Annotated in this window: 18 protein-coding genes, 1 tRNA gene and 3 pseudogenes; 5 read left to right on the top strand and 17 right to left on the bottom strand. The window is 67.2% G+C overall.

Annotation, left to right across the window (positions count from 1 at the left end; all coding sequences use genetic code 11):
- Nucleotides 1–47: 47 nt before the first annotated feature.
- Together ACX9MO_RS12505 and ACX9MO_RS12500 are read right to left on the bottom strand one after the other, a co-directional pair.
- Nucleotides 48–239 carry a hypothetical protein gene (locus ACX9MO_RS12505; RefSeq protein WP_462214500.1) on the bottom strand — a complete coding sequence of 64 codons (192 nt, stop codon included), beginning with the start codon at nt 237–239 and terminating at the stop codon, nt 48–50.
- A 39-nt stretch (nt 240–278) separates the two neighbouring features.
- A pseudogene (locus ACX9MO_RS12500) lies at nt 279–569 on the bottom strand (methyl-accepting chemotaxis protein); the annotation flags it as partial.
- Between the two features lie 340 nt (nt 570–909).
- On the opposite strand from ACX9MO_RS12500, the gene ACX9MO_RS12495 reads away from it, so the two are divergent.
- Nucleotides 910–1,476, top strand: coding sequence for a hypothetical protein (locus tag ACX9MO_RS12495; protein WP_462212068.1), 567 nt, complete (start codon nt 910–912; stop codon nt 1,474–1,476).
- A gap of 651 nt (nt 1,477–2,127) precedes the next feature.
- Here the strand turns inward: ACX9MO_RS12495 and ACX9MO_RS12490 are convergent.
- A complete protein-coding gene (locus ACX9MO_RS12490; protein WP_462212067.1) occupies nt 2,128–3,288 on the bottom strand; it encodes an ABC transporter substrate-binding protein in 1,161 nt (386 codons plus the stop codon).
- A gap of 207 nt (nt 3,289–3,495) precedes the next feature.
- A complete protein-coding gene (locus tag ACX9MO_RS12485) occupies nt 3,496–4,458 on the bottom strand; it encodes an NAD(P)-dependent oxidoreductase (RefSeq protein WP_462212066.1) in 963 nt (320 codons plus the stop codon).
- A gap of 504 nt (nt 4,459–4,962) precedes the next feature.
- Here ACX9MO_RS12485 and ACX9MO_RS12480 point away from each other — a divergent pair.
- Nucleotides 4,963–5,694: an SDR family NAD(P)-dependent oxidoreductase gene (locus ACX9MO_RS12480; protein WP_222489022.1), complete on the top strand. Its 732-nt coding sequence runs from the start codon at nt 4,963–4,965 to the stop codon at nt 5,692–5,694.
- Nucleotides 5,695–6,006: 312 nt separating this feature from the next.
- Nucleotides 6,007–7,350, top strand: coding sequence for a hypothetical protein (locus tag ACX9MO_RS12475; RefSeq protein WP_462212065.1), 1,344 nt, complete (start codon nt 6,007–6,009; stop codon nt 7,348–7,350).
- A 48-nt stretch (nt 7,351–7,398) separates the two neighbouring features.
- Here ACX9MO_RS12475 and ACX9MO_RS12470 read toward each other — a convergent pair whose 3' ends face one another.
- From ACX9MO_RS12470 to ACX9MO_RS12450, 5 genes are read right to left on the bottom strand one after another with little or no spacing between them, the layout of a single operon-like run.
- Nucleotides 7,399–8,115, bottom strand: coding sequence for an energy-coupling factor ABC transporter ATP-binding protein (locus tag ACX9MO_RS12470; RefSeq protein WP_462212064.1), 717 nt, complete (start codon nt 8,113–8,115; stop codon nt 7,399–7,401).
- Nucleotides 8,112–8,822 carry a cobalt ECF transporter T component CbiQ gene (gene cbiQ, locus ACX9MO_RS12465; protein WP_462212063.1) on the bottom strand — a complete coding sequence of 237 codons (711 nt, stop codon included), beginning with the start codon at nt 8,820–8,822 and terminating at the stop codon, nt 8,112–8,114. Before cbiQ ends, ACX9MO_RS12470 begins: the two co-directional genes overlap by 4 nt.
- The gene (locus tag ACX9MO_RS12460) at nt 8,819–9,379 is read right to left on the bottom strand and encodes a cobalamin biosynthesis protein CbiL (protein WP_462212062.1); all 561 of its coding nucleotides are present in this window, start codon (nt 9,377–9,379) and stop codon (nt 8,819–8,821) included. Before ACX9MO_RS12460 ends, cbiQ begins: the two co-directional genes overlap by 4 nt.
- Nucleotides 9,376–10,008, bottom strand: coding sequence for a cobalt transporter CbiM (gene cbiM, locus ACX9MO_RS12455; protein ID WP_462212061.1), 633 nt, complete (start codon nt 10,006–10,008; stop codon nt 9,376–9,378). The genes ACX9MO_RS12460 and cbiM overlap by 4 nt, the downstream gene beginning before the upstream one ends.
- A gap of 1 nt (nt 10,009) precedes the next feature.
- On the bottom strand, nt 10,010–10,777 hold the full coding sequence (locus ACX9MO_RS12450) for a DUF4198 domain-containing protein (RefSeq protein ID WP_462212060.1): 768 nt from the start codon (nt 10,775–10,777) through the stop codon (nt 10,010–10,012).
- Between the two features lie 229 nt (nt 10,778–11,006).
- Between ACX9MO_RS12450 and nikR the strand changes: the two genes are divergently transcribed.
- Both nikR and ACX9MO_RS12440 read left to right on the top strand, forming a co-directional pair.
- Nucleotides 11,007–11,504, top strand: a complete 498-nt coding sequence (gene nikR, locus ACX9MO_RS12445; protein ID WP_462212059.1) for a nickel-responsive transcriptional regulator NikR — start codon at nt 11,007–11,009, stop codon at nt 11,502–11,504.
- 317 nt (nt 11,505–11,821) lie between these two features.
- On the top strand, nt 11,822–13,396 hold the full coding sequence (locus tag ACX9MO_RS12440; protein WP_462212058.1) for a M10 family metallopeptidase: 1,575 nt from the start codon (nt 11,822–11,824) through the stop codon (nt 13,394–13,396).
- 56 nt (nt 13,397–13,452) lie between these two features.
- Here ACX9MO_RS12440 and ACX9MO_RS12435 read toward each other — a convergent pair.
- The 8 genes and pseudogenes from ACX9MO_RS12435 to infA form a co-directional block, all read right to left on the bottom strand.
- A pseudogene (locus ACX9MO_RS12435) lies at nt 13,453–14,497 on the bottom strand (IS3 family transposase); the annotation flags it as partial.
- Nucleotides 14,455–15,051 (bottom strand): HsdM family class I SAM-dependent methyltransferase, encoded by a 597-nt coding sequence (locus ACX9MO_RS12430; protein WP_462212057.1) that lies wholly within the window; start codon nt 15,049–15,051, stop codon nt 14,455–14,457. The gene ACX9MO_RS12430 and the pseudogene ACX9MO_RS12435, both read right to left, overlap by 43 nt.
- A 91-nt stretch (nt 15,052–15,142) precedes the next feature.
- Nucleotides 15,143–16,198, bottom strand: a pseudogene (locus ACX9MO_RS12425) (tyrosine-type recombinase/integrase); the annotation flags it as partial.
- 154 nt (nt 16,199–16,352) lie between these two features.
- Nucleotides 16,353–16,427, bottom strand: a tRNA-Phe gene (locus ACX9MO_RS12420).
- A gap of 101 nt (nt 16,428–16,528) precedes the next feature.
- Complete coding sequence (locus ACX9MO_RS12415; RefSeq protein ID WP_222493124.1) at nt 16,529–16,747, bottom strand: DNA gyrase inhibitor YacG; 219 nt, start codon at nt 16,745–16,747, stop codon at nt 16,529–16,531.
- Nucleotides 16,744–17,778, bottom strand: a complete 1,035-nt coding sequence (locus tag ACX9MO_RS12410; protein ID WP_462212056.1) for a ribonuclease E/G — start codon at nt 17,776–17,778, stop codon at nt 16,744–16,746. The genes ACX9MO_RS12415 and ACX9MO_RS12410 overlap by 4 nt, the downstream gene beginning before the upstream one ends.
- Nucleotides 17,775–18,353 carry a Maf family protein gene (locus ACX9MO_RS12405; protein ID WP_462212055.1) on the bottom strand — a complete coding sequence of 193 codons (579 nt, stop codon included), beginning with the start codon at nt 18,351–18,353 and terminating at the stop codon, nt 17,775–17,777. The genes ACX9MO_RS12410 and ACX9MO_RS12405 overlap by 4 nt, the downstream gene beginning before the upstream one ends.
- 85 nt (nt 18,354–18,438) lie before the next feature.
- Nucleotides 18,439–18,657, bottom strand: coding sequence for a translation initiation factor IF-1 (gene infA, locus ACX9MO_RS12400; RefSeq protein WP_010137880.1), 219 nt, complete (start codon nt 18,655–18,657; stop codon nt 18,439–18,441).
- Nucleotides 18,658–18,733 lie beyond the last annotated feature (76 nt).

The raw sequence follows: 18,733 nt of genomic DNA, 5'->3' as shown, positions 1-18,733 counted from the left end.
TTCGCAGGCGCTCGCGCCAGCCCCCTGCCTCTGAGACACCACCTGGTTCAGGCCACGCTGGCGTCCGGCGTAGGCGGCGTCTCCTCCCAATGCGACGGGCCCGTCGCGGGCGGGGCGACCGTGAAGCGCTCCACCACGCCCGAGAGTTGCTGCGCCTCCTGTTCCAGCGCGGCACAGGCCGCAGTGGTCTCTTCGAACATCGCGACGTTCTTCTGGGTCGCGTTATCCAGCTGACCCACGGCGGTGTTGATCTCTCCGATGCCGATGGATTGCTCGCCGGCCGAGGTGGCGATGTGACCTACATGATCCGAGATCTCGGCGACCGAGGCGACGATGGTCTCGAGCGCCTGACCGACCTGCCCCACCGAACTGACACCGCTGGCGATCTGTGCCGTGGACTCGCCGATGATGCGGTTGATCTCGCTCGCGGCCTCCGAGGCCCGCTGCGCCAGGGCGCGGACCTCCTGCGCCACGACGGCAAAGCCCCGGCCCGCATCGCCGGCGCGGGCGGCCTCGACCCCGGCGTTGAGCGCCAGCAGGTTGGTCTGGAAGGCGATGTCGTCGATCACGGCGGTGATCCGGCTGATCTGCTTCGACGACCCCTCGATATTGCCCAAGGCTCGCGCCCCCGATCAGCGACAGCGTCTGGCGCGCCTCCGCGATACTGCCCGCGATGGCGGAGGCCGCGCCGCGGATCGCGCCGCGGGCCTGCGCGTTTGACCGGGCGATCAGGTCGCGGATCGTGGTGACCGCCGCGGTCGCGGTCTCGGCCGCCTCCGTGGCCGCAGCCTGCGCCTCCAACACGGCGGACCGCAGGGGGGCGAGCCCCGTCTGGGCATCCGCGAGGGCCACCATGGCGGCGATCGCGGCCTGCAACTCGGGCGCTTCCTCCGCGCCCAGCGCCTGCAGGTGGTCTGCCTCGACCCGCAGGGCGGCCTGTCGCCGCGCCAACTCTCCCGGGTCGCGGGCCAGCACAGCCTGAAGCGCGAGGGCGAAGACGCCCTTTGCCGCCGTGTCGAGCGTGCCGATCTCCATGATCCGCGTCACCTGCTCCTCCAGCAGGCGGCGGATCGCGGCGGAATTGCCGTCCTTCGTGTCCTCGGTCCGGATCTCCAGCTCGAAGGTGATGTTGTCCAGGCTGCTGGCCAATTCCGTCTCGGCCCCGCGCCGCAGTTCGAGCAGCGTGTCGAGATCCGGCTTGCGCGCCAGCGAAACAGGTTCGAAGGCAGTGGCCATCCCGTCACGGGCGGCCAGAACCGCCACCGCGACGGAGGCGGTTTCCGGATCGCGGGTCAGCGCCTCTGCCAGACCCTTGAGCGCCTGGCCGGAGGAAAGCGCGAGATCGCGCAGGATGGAGAGGGTCGCGGGGTCCGTGGTACGCGCCGCCGCAAGGGCGAGGCCACTGACGAGGTTGATCTCGGCCCGGCTGTGCAGCGCGGCCGAGAGCAGCGCCACGTCGCGCCCGACAAGCGTTGAAAGCCGCGTGTCGACCCCTTCGACCGTGCTCTCGCCGCTCAGCGACAGGGAAAAATAGGCATCATCCGCGACCGTCGCCAGGGCCGCGGAGAGGTCCGTGTCGATCTCTGCCGCACGGGAGACGGCCTGCGCGATCTCGGCCCCGCGCTCGAACTGGACGCGGCGGGCGGCGGACAAGGCGCGCAGGGCGGAGGTGACGCGGGTCAGTTCCGGCGCAAGGGCCCGGCCCGTGTCACCCTCCAGCGCCGCGATCCGTGTCTCGGCCTCCGCGAAGTGGGTTTCCCCGTCGCCGGAGGCAGAGGAGAGCGCGGCCAGGTCTGGTGCCGCGAGGATATCCTTGAGGACCTTGCTGAGGGCCTCTGCCGACTCCGCCACGGCTGCGCGCTGTTCCATCTGCGGCAGCCGCGCTTCGGTCAACTGGTCCACCTCCGTGGCGATGGCCTGAAAGACCGTCCAGCCGACGAGCACCGCCGCAGCGGTCATACCCGTCATCGCGCCAAGCAGCAGGACAAGTCGCGCCAGCACGCTGCCGAAGACGTCAGGCCAGCCCGACGCCCCCCGCCCGAGGTCCGTCCCGGACCCGTCCACTGCGGCAGTCATGCGCGGTTCCCCGGCATCGCCTGTACGCCTCCACATGCCGCCGCCATGTCCTCAGCCCCCCTGCCCGACAGGCACCGGGGTGAAGCTGCCGTCCGCGTTGATCTGCGTGAGGAAAACCACCTCCGAGCCCTGATTGTCCCCGGCCCCATAGGTCAGGGTGAAACCGCCGAGATCGAGCGTCCCAAGGCGGGCCAGCGCGGAAAGATAGGTTGCGCGGGTCAGCTCCGGCCCTGCCGCCCGCAGCGCTTCGATGGCCACCCGTCCGGTGATGTAGCCTTCGAGCGAGACGAAGCCCGGGGCGGCAGAGGCGTCCGAGGCCGTCAGCGCGGCCTGATAGTCGGCGACCAGCGGCAGGCTGGCGTCCCAGGGGAAGGGCACCACCTGGCTGATGATCACGCCCTCGCCCTCTGTACCCAGATCGGCGGCCAGCGCATCGGAGCCCACGAATGAGATGTTCACGAAGACCGGGTCCATCTTCATCTTGTGCGAAAGACGGATGAACTCCGCGATCGGCTTGTAGGCTCCGACCATGACCACCGCCTGCGGGTCAGCCTTGCGGATTTCCAGCAGCGCGGTCTTCACCGCCACGGTGTTCCGGGTGTAGGTGCCCTGCGCCACCAGCGACATGCCGCGGGCGTCCATGGCGGCGCTGACGCCCTCCAGCCCGACGCGACCAAAACCGTCGTCCTGATAGAGGATCGCGATCCGCTCCAGCCCCAGCCCCCCGACAAGGTGGTCGATCCAGACCGCCGTCTCTGCCCCGTAGGTGGCGCGGATATTGATCACGTTGGTGAGCGCCGGATCGCGGAGGAAGCCCGCGCCGGTGAACGGGCCGATGAAGGGCAGCCCGGCCGCGGTGGCCAGCGGCTGGGTCGCCTGCGAGGTCGGCGTGCCCACCGGGCCGATCAGGCCGATATGGGCATCCCCGGCGATGATGCCGCGCTCCTCCGTCATGGAGCGGTCAGGCTCGTACCCGTCATCGACGGTGTCCAGCACGAGGGTCCGGCCATGGATACCGCCGCCCCGGTTCGCTTCGGCAAAGGCGGCCTCGATCCCCGTGCGCATCCCCTGCCCCAGCGCCGCGGCGGGCCCGTCGAAGGCCGCGACCTGCGCGAAGGTGACCGTGGTATCGGTGATGCCCTGATCCGCCCGGGCGGGCGTCAGGGACCACAGGGCGAGGAGGCAGGCCGCCCCCAGAAGATGCTGTAGCATGGCAGGGTCCTTCCGATGTGTCCGTCGGAAGAAGCCATGTCACGGAAGACCTTTCCAAAGACTTAGGCGCCACCCAAATCCCCGGAAAACCCGCCAACATCCCTAATGAAACCTTGCGCCCTCGGGCCTGCGCCCGGCGGAGCCGCTGGCCCCTGCGGGGCGCGGGCCCTCCCGCCGGACGGAAGGGCCCTTGTCCTGTGGCGTGGCTCAGTAGCCGCGCTTGAGGTCGACCTGCCCCTCGGGCGGCTGGCCGGCCACGTAGGCGTCGAGGCCCTTGAGCACCTTCTCCACGAAGAGCGGCATGATCGTGTCGCCGGACCACGAGACGTGCGGCGTCAGCAGCACCTGCGGATGGGTGTAGAGCGGATCGCCCTCCACCGGCGGCTCGGGCCATGTCACGTCAAGGGTGGCAAAGGCCTCCGGGTCGCTGTCGAGCCAGCCGCGCAGGTCGGCCTCGTTGATCAGCGCGCCGCGGGCGACGTTGATCAGGTGCAGCCCCTTGGCGGCCTTGGCCAGCATCGCGGCGTTGACGATCTCGCGGGTCTCGTCGGTCAGCGGGGCGGAGATCACGAGGTGATCGCACTGGCCGATCATCTCGTCCAGCGAGGTGACATAGCGCATGCCCGCGGGCGCATCGGCGGGCGGCGCCGAGCGACGGCAGACCACCACGTCCATCTCGAAGGCGAGCGCGCGCTTGACGATCTCCTGCCCGATGGCGCCATAGCCGAAGATGCCGAGCGTCTTGCCGTTGACCCGGCCCGGGAAGGCCTTCTGGTCCCAGGTGTCGCGGCTGGTGGCAGAGACTTTCACCAGTGGCTTCTCCCGCAGGAGGATGGCGGCGAGGGTGAATTCGGCGATCGCGCGGGCGGTCATGCCGCGGCCGTTGGTGACCATGCGCCCTTCCAGCAGCCACGGCGGATAGCGGTCCACCCCGACCGAGAAGGTCTGTACCCACTTCAGGTTCGGCAGGCCATGGGCGGGCGCATCGCTATCCTCCCAGCACTGGCGCCATTCCGCGAGGGCTCGGGTCAGGACGATCTCCACGTCCTCGGGCAGGTCACCCGGGGTCTTGGGCTCGAAATCATCCAGAACACGGGGCTGGCTCGGGTGCGCCTTGAGGGCTTCGCTCACCTCGGGGCCGATGTGGTTGACGATGACCGGGCCGCTCATGCGCGGGCCCCGCGTGCGATGTCGTTGAGGGTCGCCATCGGTGTCTCCTTGTCGTTTCGGCGCCCCGTCTAGGCCGGAGCGGCGCGAAGGGAAAGACCGCGCCGTCGTTTCGCGCGGCCCCAGGCCGGTCAGCGGGGCCCTTACGGCGTAAATGCGCGGTTCCGCCCAGAAAGCGGGCACCGTTTGCGGGGCGGCACGCTCCGGGCGCGGTCGTGGACCCGGTGCCGGATCGGTGCAGGCGGGATGCAGGCGCGATCTGGCGCGCTCGAAACCGTCGAGACAGACCCATGGTGGGCCCGCCATCCCCCCGCCGCCGCACTGAAGAGGGACGCCGCGGCGCCTTTCCTGCCGCGACCGAGGTGGCGAAATATCAGGCGCCCGTCCCGGCCAGCCCCCGCCGCCGGGGGATCGACGCAAGACGCGGGCTTGCAGCCCGCCGCGCGGCCTCCTAAGTCGGAACCACCCGGACGAACGTCCCGGGAACGCCCCGGGAGGACGAGAGCCATGACCCAGAAAACGCTGCTTCTGACCGGTGCAAGCCGCGGTATCGGCCATGCGACCGTGAAGGTCTTCCAGGCCGCGGGCTGGCGCGTGCTGACCGTATCGCGCACCGCCTTCGACGCCCGCTGCCCGTGGCATGCCGGGTCCACCGATCATTTCGAGGGCGATCTCTCCGATGCGGGGGCCCGCGCCGATCTCGTGGCCCGGGTGCGCGACAGCCTCGGCCCCGACGGGCTTCATGCCATCGTCAACAACGCCGGGATCTCGCCCAAGGGCGAGGGCGGCGCGCGGCTCGGCATTGCCGACAGCAGCGATGAGATCTGGCACCAGGTGCTTGGCGTCAACCTGCTGGGCCCGGCGGCGCTGATGCGCGACCTGCTGCCCGAGCTGGCACAGGCCAAGGGCGCCGTGGTCAACGTGGGGTCGATCGTCGGCAAGCAGGTCCACCCCTATGCCGGGGCCGCCTACGCCTGCTCCAAGGCCGCGCTCGAGGCGCTGACCCGGGAAGCGGCCGCGGAGCTCGGCCCGCGCGGCGTGCGGGTCAACATGGTCACCCCCGGCGAGATCGAGACCGAGATCCTCTCGCCCGGCACCGAGAAGATGGCCGACGTGATCCCGCTGCGCCGCCTCGGCAAACCCGACGAGGTCGCGCGGGTCGTGCTCTTCCTGTGTTCCGAGCAGGCATCTTACGTGAATGGCGCCTCGGTGGATGTAAACGGTGGTCAGCACGCCTGACCGGAGGGCGCCATCCGGCCGCGCGAAGGGTCGTTCGGGCATCTCGCCCCCACCCTGCTTGCCCCCGACCAGACACGCCGCGCCTGTCCCGCCCGGCATCGCGCCAAAGCACACCCCCAGGACGTCCGGATCAGGGCAAACCGGCTCATATGTCATCCCCTGTGACGGCGCGGTCAGCCACGGCGCGTCACAGCCGCGTGTGGGCGCGCCTTTCGGTTGATCGCGCCGCGGCCCAGCCTATCCTGAGGACGACGGTGCCGCCCCGACCCGCGATCTTCCGGCGCCTGCCCTTCCTCAGCACGGAGGCTCCGCATGACCCGTTTCCCCCTGAGCCTGTCATCGCAGGTCCGACGTCTGTCCACCGCGATCTGCCTGGCCGCCACCCTGCTGCTGGTGCAGCCCCTTCCAGGCCACACCCGCGAGGTCGAGTTCGGACCCGGGCTGCGCTCCATCGATTTCGACAAGGTCTTCGACCGGTCGAATGCCACGCGCGCCAAGATGTGGGACGATCTCTATGCCGCGGGCCTGCGGGGCGTGGTCCTGTCGCAGGGGATGGTCTCTCCGCGGGCGCCGGATCACAGCAGCCGCCCCGATGGCACCTACCTCGCCGGTCCGGCACTGAAGCAGGTCCGGGAGACGATGAACCGCGGGCCGGGCACGGCGGACGATTTCCACGTCACCTATGTTGCGGGCTACGGGCTTGGCGGCACCGGCTGCGGGCCCGGTGACGATCCGGCAACCCTCGGCCGGGAGGCCGCGGACTGGGAATTCGAGACCGCGCTGAAACGGCTGCTCGACGCGGGCATCCCGATCCGGAGGATCGACGTGGACGGCCCCTTCCTGCGCCTGATCACCAACTCCAGAAAGGCGTTCAGCTGCGCCGTCGGACAGGCCCGCAGCGGCTATTCGGGACGGCAGACCGCCACGGCGGTGCATGCCTACATGAAGCGCCTGCGCGACAGGGTCGATGCCCACAAGACAACGACCGCCAGCGGGCTCTCGGTCCGGATGGGATTGCTGTTCAACCTGCCGAACTGGGCGCTCGGCGGTCGGCCCGCGCTGAAATCGGCCGGGGCGACGGGCGACCTGATCGAAGACGTGCTCCTGCCCTTCGGGCGGATCATGGCGGAGGACAGGGACCGGAGGCCGCTGTCCCTCGCGAGCACCGTGATCGACTATCCCTACCCCTATGTCCTCGCCGATCCGGCGGCCTTCAAGGCCAAGACCGCCGCGCTGCTCGACGCCCTGCGGGACCTGCCCGACACGGCCCCCACCCTGACCTTCATCACCAACACCGATTACGGGCTGGCGGGTTCCGGAAACGATCCGAGGCAGGCCGGCTACGAGGGCACGGTGCCCTGCGTCTGGCGGGACAACTGGAAGATTTCGGGCGGCAGCCTGCCCTACCTGCCCTACGAGAACGCCGCCGGTCAGACGATGCCCGCCGATTGCGTTGCACAGCAGAATGACGCGGACAGTCGCTACCGCGAGGAATCGGTGAAGTTCGCCGAGATGCTCGACAGCGGCGCCTGGCGCGGGCGCAGTGTCGCGGCATCGGACATCGCGGCCTACCGCTTCACGTCCTGGCACGAAATGCCGGTCAGTTCGATTTCGATGATGAACCGGGTGCTCCGGTTCATGACCTACGGGGAGTGAGCGCGGCAAGTCGGGCCCGGGCGCGTCTCGCCCCTGCCCCGCCTGACCTCAGTCGCTGGCCCCATGGGCGCGATGCATATGGGGATGCGCATGGCTGTGACGGTGGGAATGGATCTCGGCTGGGACCAGCCGCCCCTCTTCCAGCAGCATCCCGCGGGTCGCCATCCGGGTCACGAAGCCATCGTCATGGGAGACGAGGATCATCGCCCCGGCAAAGCCGCTCAACGCGGCCTCGAACCGCGCGCCATTGGCGGCGTCGACCCCGTTGGTGGGCTCGTCGAGGAGGATGACATCGGGCGCCATGGCAAAGAGCCCGGCAAGGCAGACGAGGCGTTTCTCCCCGCCCGAGAGCTTGTGGGTCAGGCGCTCTGCCAGATGGAGAAGCCCCAGACCCTCCAGCGCCGCGCGGGCGGTGGCCTCCGCCTCGGCCCGGCTCTGACCGAGGTTCAGGGGCCCGAAGGCCACGTCCTCCAGCACGGTCGGACAGAAGAGCTGATCATCGCTGTCCTGAAACAGGAAGCCGATCCGGCGGCGGGCCACGCGGAACTCCGCCTCTCGGCGGCAGGGGCTGCCGAAGAGCGTCAGCCTGCCGCCCGCCAGAGGCTCCAGCCCCACGAGGGCCCGCAACAGCGTGGTCTTGCCCGCGCCGTTCGGGCCGACGATGGCCAGCCGCTCGCCCGGGGCGAGCGCAAGGCCGGCCTCCCGCAGCACCGGGCGGCCATCGCGGTGAACGGTCAGCGCATCGGCGTCGACAAGCAGGGTCATGACAGGTCCCATATCAGAAGGCAGAGCGCCGCGCCGAGGATCAGCGCGCCCCGGAGCCAATCCCCGCGCGGCACCGGCGGCAGGTCGATGACGGGCACGCGGCCGGAATAGCCGCGCAGGCGCATCGCCTCCTCCACCCGGTCGGCACGGGCCATGGCGCGCAGCAGGACCATGCCGATCAGGTTGCCATAGCTGCGCCACGTGTGCAGCGTCGAGCGCGGTGCGAAGGACCGCATCCGCATCGCCTCCTGCAGGCGCGCCGCCTCGGACCGGATCAGGCCGAGATACCGCACCGCCCCGAGCAGCAGCCGCACGAGGCTCTCGGGACAGCGCAGGCCGCGCAGCGCCTGTCCCAGACGCACCGGCTCCACCCGGGCGAAGGCCACGGTCAGCACCAGCATCGCCGCGGTCACCTTCGCCGCCACCAGCAGCGCCCGCGCAAGGCCCTCGTGGCTGGCGCTCAGCCCCCAGAGCTCCAGCACGGGCGTGCCGGGCATGGTCAGCGGCAACGTGATCAGCAGCAGCACGAGGAAGGCCTCCAGATGCAGAAGCCTGCGCCATGGAAAGGGCGCGGGATCGGCCAGCACCAGAAGGGCCGCCGCGCAGAGCCAGACCAGCCCTGCCCCCGGATGGGTCAGCGAGGACAGGAGGATCAGCACGCCGAGCACCGCCACGAGGCGCAGGCGCAGATCGGCAGGCAGGATCACGACCGCCGCCCCCGGGCCCAGAGGGCGATCCCCGCGATGCCGAAGATCAGGCACAGCCCCGAGATGACATCGGTCAGGCGCATCCGCGCATCCATCGCCTCGATCCGCTCCAGCAGCGGCGCAACCTCTTGGGCGACGGCGGTCCGGGTCATTGTCCGGATCATTTCAGGCGTGACCTCGGCTGTGGGCGAAGCGCCCGCGGGCTCAGGCGCGGCCTCGGCCTGCAACGGCGGTGCCGCCGCGCCGAACCGCTCCGGCCCGAAGGCGCGCGAGGCGATATGCCCCTCGCCGGAGTTGATCGTGACGGTGACCGTGCCCTCGACCGGCACAGGCACGGGGAAGGCAAAGCCCCCCGCGCTGTCGGTCTGGCCCTGCGCGATGTCGCGCCCGGCCATGGTGGCGGTCCAGGTCACCGCCTGCGGGCGCCCGCCGCCGACGAAGAAGCCGTAGCCCGTGACCTCCGCCCCCTCGACGGTGGCGAAGACCCGCAGGCTGTGCGCCAGCACCGGGCCCGCAAGGCCCAGCACCAGCAGGAGCGCCGTCAGCAGGCGCCTCATGCGACCGGCTCCCCTGCCGCGAGCCGCGGCAGCAGGAGTTCCGGCGCGGCGCGGGCGAGGAAGGTCAGCACCATGCCACAGATCAGCGCCTCGCCCGCCGCCAGCGGCAGGTAGGTCACCAGCAGGATCCGCGCCGCCGGAACATAGGCCGAGGACGACAGCCAGAGCGCCAGCGCCACCATGGCCCCGGTCCCGAAGACGGCCACCGCCGCCCCGATGCCCCCGATCACCCCCGCCGTCGCCGGCCTGCCGGCGCCGCGCACCGCGCCCCCGATCAGCAGCGCCACGAGGTAGCCCGGCAGGGCGATGTTGAGCGTGTTCACCCCCAGCGTCGTCAGTCCGCCAAAGCCGAACATCACCGATTGCAGTATCAGCGCCACCAGCACCGCCGGGAAGACCCCCGGCCCCAGCATCAGCGCCATCAGCGTCGAGAGCAGCACGTGCACGCTGGAGGGGCCCACCGGCACCGACACCAGCGAGGCGGTGAAGAAGGCCGCCGAGAGGATCGCCACCCGCGGGATCGCCCGGTCGTCCAGCCGGCGCAGCCCGGCCGCAACACCGGCCGCGGCCAGCGTGCTGCCGCCGATCAGCACCGGCAGCGAGAGGAGACCATCGGGGATATGGGCCATGCTACTGCACCGGCTTCGCGTTGACCCAGATCAGCGCGCCTTCCTCGACCGGCACCGCCTCGCCGTCGGGCGAGGTCATGGACGCGTCGCCTTCGATCAGCGCGGCAAAGCCCCACCAGCCGGAGACCGGCATGGCATAGGAGAAGGTGCCATTGGCATCGGCCTTGATCACCTGCGTGATGTAGGCGTCGCTCGGGGCTGTGATGCCGTGGTCGTTGATGAACTCGACCTCGACCTCCGCGAAGGGCACCGGCGCACCGCCCTTGGTCACCACGCCGGTGAAGAGGTTCCCGGTCCAGAGCCCGGTGGGCTGGCTCAGCGGCACGATCTCGACCGGGAAGCCCAGGCTGGCGTCCCAGCCCTCGCCCGAGGCGTAGCTGTCCACCACCACCTTGGCGTAATGCACGATGTACTTCCCCTCCGCGGGCTCCCAGTAGGGCGCAGGCTCGATGTAGAAGAGCGCAGCCCCCGGGGCCTCCAGCCCATGGGTGAGCCTGTAGGCCATGGCCCCGTCCTGCGGCGCCTCGACCAGATCGCCCAGCAGGTCCGTCCTCTCGCCGTTCTGCAACACCCCCACGGCCACCGGCCGCGCCATGGGCATGACCGGCCCGCCCTCGAAGGGATGGGTGAAGACGAGGTCCAGCGTCACCTCGCCCCCGTCGGGCAGCACGTCGGTCGAGGGGATGATCTCCTGGAAATGCGCGCGGGCCGGTCCCGTTACGGCGCAGATGAGCGTGCAGGCGGCAAGGGCGCGGGCGACAGGTGTCATCGGGGGACCTCTTCAGCGTCAGTATGATTCATTTCGGAAAAAATCATACGAGCGCCATCGCTGCAATTTGGATTTGCAGATCTGGCCCCGGCCTGACGTCCCTCGCGTGGCGCGCGCCCATCCACTGACCAAACCTGCACCATCCACGGACCGGCCACCGGCCAAACTCGGGATTGAATTCCACCGTCGCGCCGGTAACTCTCGGTCCATGCCCGGAAAGGAGGCGTTCATGAAGCGCATCACGATCACCCTGTCGGATGACATCGCCGGCGCCCTCGATCACTACATGCAGGACAGCGGCGCGCAGAACCGGTCCGAGGCGATCCGCGACCTCGTGCGGCGCGCCATGCTGCAACGCCCCGACGGCCCGTCGGAGGCCCCCTGCCTCGGCGTGGTATCCTATACCGTCGACCAGACCACCCGGAACCTCGGCGCACGGCTGGCGCAACGCCGGCTCGACGCCCACGACCGCCATGTGGCGGCGCTCTCCGTGCCGCTGGACCACTCGACCGCGCTGGAAATCGAAGTCCTGCGCGGCCGGCTGGGCGAGATCAGCTCCACGGCAGAGGCGCTGTTCCTCGAACGCGGCGTCGCGCATGGGGCGCTCTCCCTCGTGCCCGTGGCCGAGAGCCACGCGACCCATGTCCACGACCATGGCGACGACCGCCACCCGCACCGCCATATCGAGGTCCAGTCGAGCTTCGCGGGGGCGAAGACCGGCGAGTAACGGGTGGCATGGAGGGCACCGTCGCGGCGTCGGCGGCAGTCCCGCGTGGACATGTCTCGCTCGTCGCGAGGCCGGATGCCCTCGCCGGGCGTCACGAGGTCCGCAGAGGTCTGGTCTTTTCAGCTAGCACCTATCGGCTCAAGAAAAGCCAGCGCCCATGATCGAGAAGAAGCTTGATCTCATGCAGCCAAATGATGAAGCTTCGTCAATCATCCACGCCGTCATTCGGCGGATTACCCATTAATTCCTGAATTTAGTTCAAATCAGTTTTTGTCCCCGCGGAGTAGTGTCCGACGGCGGGAAAAAGGAGCGACAACATGAGTGGAACCGCAGCCACGACGACGACCATTGCACGTACCGGAAATGCCTTTGTCGACGGGGTTATGACGGGGACTCGCTGGGCTGATCCGATCGTCTACTTCTCATTTCCAACGAGCAATACGGTTTATAGCTACTCCACCAACACATACCTGCCCAACAACTTCAATACGGTTTCGACAGCGCAACAAACCGCCATTCGCCGCGCACTGGAGGGGGACGCCAGCATCTCCGGTACCTTGGGCTTTTCGGTCGAAGGGTTCACGCAGCTGGGGCTTGTAGAAAACGTGATAGCCAGTTCGACTGTGCCAGAGCATATTCGGATTGCCGAAACCACATCGACCCTAGTCAACACAGCGCGAGTGTCCGATTTTCCGGGAAACTACTTGACCTCTGAGGTCGATGACAACGGAGATGTATGGTTTGGCGTCGCCTACGCCGGCTCGCTTTCCGACCTTCGCACACCCCAGGCTGGAAATTACGCTTGGCTCACTCATATCCATGAACTTGGGCACGCACTCGGACTGAAGCACGGTCACAACGTGGGCGGAACCGGCGGCGACACGGCGCTGCCTGCAGATAGGGATTCGATGGAATACTCTATCATGACGTATCGGTCATACGTCGGAGACCCGTTAAACGGCGGATATAGCAACGAACAGTGGGGGTTCGCTCAAACCTGGATGATGGCGGATATCGCCGCCCTTCAGGAAATGTACGGTGCGGACTACACGACAAATGCAGGAGATACAGTATACTCTTGGAATCCCGGTTCCGGCAACACTGTCGTGGACGGCTTGATATCGATCGCCCCGGGTGCCAATCGAATTTTCGCGACGATCTGGGACGGCGGGGGAATCGATACCTACGACCTGAGCGCCTATACGACCGGTGTTTCAGTCAACCTTACTCCCGGTGAGCATTCTGTTTTCAGTTCCGATCAACTTGCCTCACTCGGCGACAGCAACTACTCGCGCGGCAACATATTCAACGCCTTGCTACATGATGGCGATACACGGTCCCTGATCGAGAACGCGATCGGTGGCAGCGGAAATGATAGCCTGGTCGGGAATGAGGCAGCAAACGAGCTCTATGGCAATGAAGGGAACGATACGCTTGGTGGCGGGACGGGCGTTGATTCCCTCTATGGCGGCGCGAATGACGACGTGCTTTTTCCCGATGCTCCGATCGAGAATGGCGAAACTTATGCAGGCCAGGCGGGGAGCGACACGCTCAACCTATCCGGGCTCACCGAGGATCATGTCCTTTATCTGACGGCAGGAACGCTTGCAAGCGGGGCGGCCGTTGCAGCAGTTTCGTCAATTGAGACCGTGGTTTCTGGTAGTGGCGCGGACATACTTGAAGGAAACTTCCAGAGCAACCGACTCGAAGGTGGCAATGGGGACGATACCTTAAGAGGGAATGGCGGCGTCGACACGCTCCTCGGCGGTGAAGGAGATGACAATCTCGGTTTCAATGGCGGGACGCTATCCCCCGATAACGTTTTTGATGGAGGAGCGGGGACTGATGTGTTCGACATCTCCGCTTTCCTCTCAGTGTCCGTCGTCAGATGATTTGGGACACGAGGGCCTGATCGAGAACGGAGGGCCTGGCTCGTTGTGGTTTCAGTCTATGCCGCGGTCTGGCGATGCAGCAAGCGGCGCTTCTCGATGGTTTTGGCTTTGATCTCCTTTCGTGTTTTCAGAATAGCTTCGGCCCTGCCGAGATAGACGTCGGCGGGCGCGAGGTTGCCCAGGCTCTCGTGGTAGCGGTGCTGGTTGTAGTGGTCGATGAAGTCGCCGATCGCCTGCTCCAGAGCGCCCGGCAGGAAATAGTTCTCGAGCAAGATGCGGTTCTTGAGGGTCTGGTGCCAGCGTTCGATCTTGCCCTGTGTCTGAGGGTGCCGAGGAGCACCGCGGACATGATCCATCCCCTCGCCGGCAAGCCAGTCGGCCAGTTCCCCGGAGATGTAACTGCTGCCATTGTCGCTCAGCAGCCGAGGCCGGTGGGCGACTGTGGCCTGGTCGCAACCCGAGGCGACTAAGGCATCTTCCAGCGTTGCGGTCACGTCCGACGCCTTCATCGTGGTGCAGAGCCGCCACGCGATGACGTAGCGGCTGTAATCATCGAGGATGGTCGAGAGGTAGAACCAGCCGTCGTGCCGAAGGCACGCCTCCGGCGTGACCGATGACCTTCAGGTAGGTGAAGTCGGTCTGCCAGAGCTGGTTCGGCCGGACCGTCTTCTCGTGGAACTCCTCTGCCGCCTTGATCACCACGAAGGCCGGGCTGGTGATTAGGTCATGCGCCTTCAGAACCCTGTAGACGCTGGCTTCCGACACGAAGTAACGCTGAGTGTCGGTGAAGCGGGCGGCGAGCTCCCGGGGTGACAGCTCGGGCTGCTCGAGGGCCAGATCGACGACCTGCTTGCGCACCTTGTCTGGGATCCGGTTCCAGACCCGCGCAGGGCGCGAGGGCCGGTCTGCGAGCCCGGCGGCGCCAAGCGACAAATAGCGGTCATACCAGCGGTAGAAGGTCGTACGCGGGATGCCCAGCATGTCCAGCGTCCGCTTCGCCGGCAGGTGCGATTGCTCCACCTGCCGGATGATCTCGAGCTTCTCGGAGGCGGGATATCTCATTCCTCGTCGCCCCCATCCTCGACCGCCTCGCTGCGATAGAGCCGCACGATGTTCGAAAGGAACTCGGTCTGTTCGGGCAGGAAGTCCCGGTGCGCGCGGTCGATCTGGCGATAGAGCGACCGGGCATCGAGGAAGAGCACGCTGCCCCCCCGATCCGCCCCGCGCTTCGCTTTGTCAAAGAACCACAGCGTGCAGGGCAATGTGACAGTGTAGAACATGTTCGGCCCGACCGAGACGATGACATCCACGCTGCCGTCCTCGACCAGCTTCTGCCGGATCAACTGCTCACTCCCCCGCGCATCGCCCGCCGAGTTCGCCATGACGAAGCCCGCGCGTCCCTGATCGTTCAGCGCGGAATGGAACAACTGAATCCAAAGGTAGTTCGCGTTGTCGGGCTTAGGGATGCCGAAGGGAAAGCGCCAGTCGCCCTCCAGGTCTTCCTTGCGGACGCCGGAGACGTTGAAGGGCGGGTTGGCCATGACAAAATCGAAGCCGCCCTCGGCAAAGACGCGGGGGAACAGTTCGCGCAGGTCGGTCGCGTAGGTGTTGGCCTCGCGGACATCGCCCGACAGGCCGTGGACGGCGAGGTTCATCTTGTTGAGGTTGACCGTCATCCCAGTACTCGGCGCGAAGATAGGCCCGGCGCACATCGTTGGTTTCAACATGGCCCAGCGCGCGCTCGATGGCGTCCGCGTTCCAGAGCCCAGATTCATTGGCGAGCGTGCTGAAAGTTGCGCGAAAGCCGTGGCTAGTCATCTCTTCTTTGCTGAAACCCATCCGTCGAATTGCGACGTTGAGCGTGTTCTCGGAAATCGGTTTCCGCAGCGAACGGACCGAAGGGAACACTAGCGGAGACTTTCCACTAATGCGCCGAAGCTCTTTCAGCAGGGCAACCGCTCGGTTCGGCAGCGGAACTCGGTGCGGCCTGCGCATCTTCATCCGCTCGGCGGGTATGCGCCAGACGGCTTCCCCAAAGTCGAACTCCGTCCACTCAGCCTTTCGCAACTCGCCCGGGCGAGGCGCGAGTAGCGCGAGGAGCTGAAGCGCTGTCTTGGTGGTCGGTTGCCCATCAAAAGCATCTATAGATCGCAATAGGGTGCCAAGGCCTCCGCGGTTGGTGATAGCAGCGCGGGAGGCAACCTTCGGCGCGATCAGCGCACCTTTGAGCGAGTAAGTCGGGTCAACCGATGCTCTGCCGGTCGCAATGGCGTAGCGGTAGATCGAGCCGATCAGCGAGCGCAACCGCCGCGTGGTTTCATATTTTCCGGTCGCCTCAAGTTCGCGAAGCAACGCTAAAATCTCGGGTGCTTCAATCTCGCTGATGGGTCGGTTTGCGAAATGGTTCTTGGAAAAGTCGAGAAGCCATTTGGTCTTCTTGAGCGTCATTGCCGCCCGACCTTCCTTCTCCAGCTTCGCCAGATACTCCTGACTGATCGCTTCAAATGTGTTTGCCCGTTCCAGCTGGGCTTCGCGTCGCGCGGCGCGTTTCGCATGGCTTGGGTCGATGCCGTCGAGCAGCTTAGCCTTCGCCTCGTCACGTTTCAGCCGGGCCTTCTTGAGTCCAGTGACAGGGTAAGGGCCAAATGAGAGGAGCTTCTCGCGCCCATCGTACCGGTACTTGAGCCGCCAGAGCTTCGAGCCTTGGGGCGTAATCTGGAGGTGCAGCCCGCCACCATCGAAGAGCTTGTAAGGGCTATCCGAAGGCTTGGCGTTTCGGATCGCGCTGTCTGTAAGGGTCATGGGAACCTCCCGTCGAAACCGGATACCCCCAAAAATACCCCCAAACAAATCTGCTGTCACGAACTGATGCTGAACGTCTTCGGACAAGAGTCTCAACAAACAGGGGGATTCCACCCCTTGAGCGAACTACTCTGTGCTGTCTCGGATGTTTAAGTGGTGCCCGGGGGCGGAATCGAACCACCGACACGAGGATTTTCAATCCACTGCTCTACCCCTGAGCTACCCGGGCACGGGGAGCGGCTGAGCCGCTCGGGTTGCGGCGTTTTATGGCAGCGCCGCGGAGGTGTCCAGAGGGTTTCGGCAAAATATTTGCCTGCCCCTACGGCGTCTTCAGTGAGGTTTCCCGCGGGTCCCGAAACCGGGCTCGGCGCCCTCTTCGCCGAGGCCTTTTTCCAGCGCGTCCAGCGCCTCCTCGATGTCTTCCGGATCGGTCGAGGGCACCGAATAGCCGCCCTTCAGCCAGCGTCCGAGGTCGACGTCCGCGCAATGGCGCGAACAGAAGGGACGATACTTCGCATCCACGTCCTTGCCGCAGATCGGGCAGCTCATGCGGTTCCCCCTGCCAGCGGCAGGCGGGCGCGCTTGCGCTGCAGTTCGTAGTTGCCCAGCGGCGTCCAGCCGGAGAGGTTGGTCTCCACGTCGTCAGCCCGGAAGGCGGCGCGCAGGCTGCCCTCGAAGCCGCGGCGGTCTTTCTTGGGCATCGGCGCGGGATCGAGGATCACCACCCCGCCCAGCCCCCGCAGGCGCAGTTGGCGCGGCAGTTCGCGAGCGGCAGCCGTATTGGCCTTGAGGCCCGCGGCGGGGCTCGTGTCGCCCCCGGTGTTCACGTCGACAGCGACGAAGGCCTTGGTGGGTTCGACCACCATGGTGCCGCCACCGGGCAGGGGCACCTCCGCCTCGGACAGGGCTTCGATCGCACCGGCCACGTCGTCCCGCTCCAGCGCATCGGCGCCTTCGGTGACCTGGGCGGGTTCGGACCAGTCGCGCCAGGCCAGCGCATGGGGGCCATCGCCTTCCACCAGCAACTCCGGCGCGCCCTCGACATCGGCCAGCACCTGTGTCGCCAGCGCGGCCATGGCGAGGATGTCCTCGATGACCTCCTCGGCGGAGGCCTCGGCACAGGCAGAGCGCAGGATCAGCCCCGCCCCCTCCGGCGCGCCGGCCTCGGCCCAGGTCTCATGGGCGGTGGCCAGCAGATCGTCGCGAATCTCCTCGTCGCGGATCGCGCGCGAGACGTTGAGGCCCGGGGCCTCGGGCGTGACGATCGCATAGCGGCTCTTGAAGAGCACCCGCTGGGTCACCGGGATCGCCTTGCCGGGTTCCGCATAGCCGGTGACCTGCACCAGCAGCGGCACGCCGGGGGCGAGGCCCTTCACCTGCCGCAGGAAGGCGGACCCATCGGGGGTGGCGAGGAACATGCCCCCCTGCCCCTTCACCGGCCGGTCGGTCCGGGCCCGGTAGATGGAGCCGGGGCGCGGCGCATCCCCGTCGATCAGCAGGTCCTCGAGCCGCCCGTCGCGCATCAGCGCGGCGGCCTCGCGGCCCTGCCATTCTCCCAGCAGAATCTCTGCACCCTTCATGTCGCGTCCTTCCAGATCGGCAGGCCTGCCGCCTGCAACAGCGCCGCGGTCTCGGCCAATGGCAGGCCCACCACGGCAGTGAACGAGCCTGAAATCCAGGGGATCAGGGCACCTGCAGGCCCCTGTATCCCGTATCCGCCTGCCTTGCCCTGCCAGTCGCCGCTGGCCACATAGCCCGCGATCTCGGCCTCGGAGAGGCGTTTCATCTGCACGGTGGTGACCACGTCACGCTCCCACAGGCGGCCCTCGCAGGTCACCGCCACGGCGGTGATCACCTTGTGGCGCCGCCCGGACATGAGCCGAAGGAAGCCCTCGGCCTCGCCCGCATCGACCGGCTTGCCGAGGATACGGCGGCCAAGCGCCACGGTGGTATCCGCACAGAGCACCACTTCGCCCGCGCCCGCGGGCACGGCCTGCGCCTTCTCCCGGGCCATGCGCGCGCAATAGGGGCGCGGCAGCTCGGCCTTCAGGGGCGTCTCGTCGATGTCAGGGGGGCGGATGGCGTCGGGCGTGAGGCCCAGCTGCGCCAGCAATTCCAGCCGGCGCGGGCTTCCGGAGCCGAGGATGAGTTTCATGGCACTCCCCGCCAGAAGGCCACCGCCGGAACGGTGGCGGTCGAAAAGAAACCGGCGCGCCCCGGACAGGGGCGCGCGCGGGATGTTACTTGAAGCGGTAGTTGATCCGACCTTTGGTCAGATCGTAGGGGGTCATTTCGACCTGCACCTTGTCGCCGGCCAGAACCCGGATGCGGTTTTTCCGCATCTTGCCTGCCGTATGCGCGATGATCTCATGGCCGTTCTCGAGCTCGACCCGGAATGTCGCGTTGGGCAGGAGTTCCTTCACGACGCCGGGGAATTCGAGAATGTCTTCCTTGGCCATGGGGTCTCCTTTAAGTGGCGCCCCCTTCGGGGACGGATGCGCCTAAATGGTCCCAATGCGCGCGATTTTCAAGGGG

The sequence above is a fragment of the Pseudooceanicola profundus genome, assembly GCF_054919315.1.
This window is presented reverse-complemented; position numbering and strand designations above follow the sequence as displayed.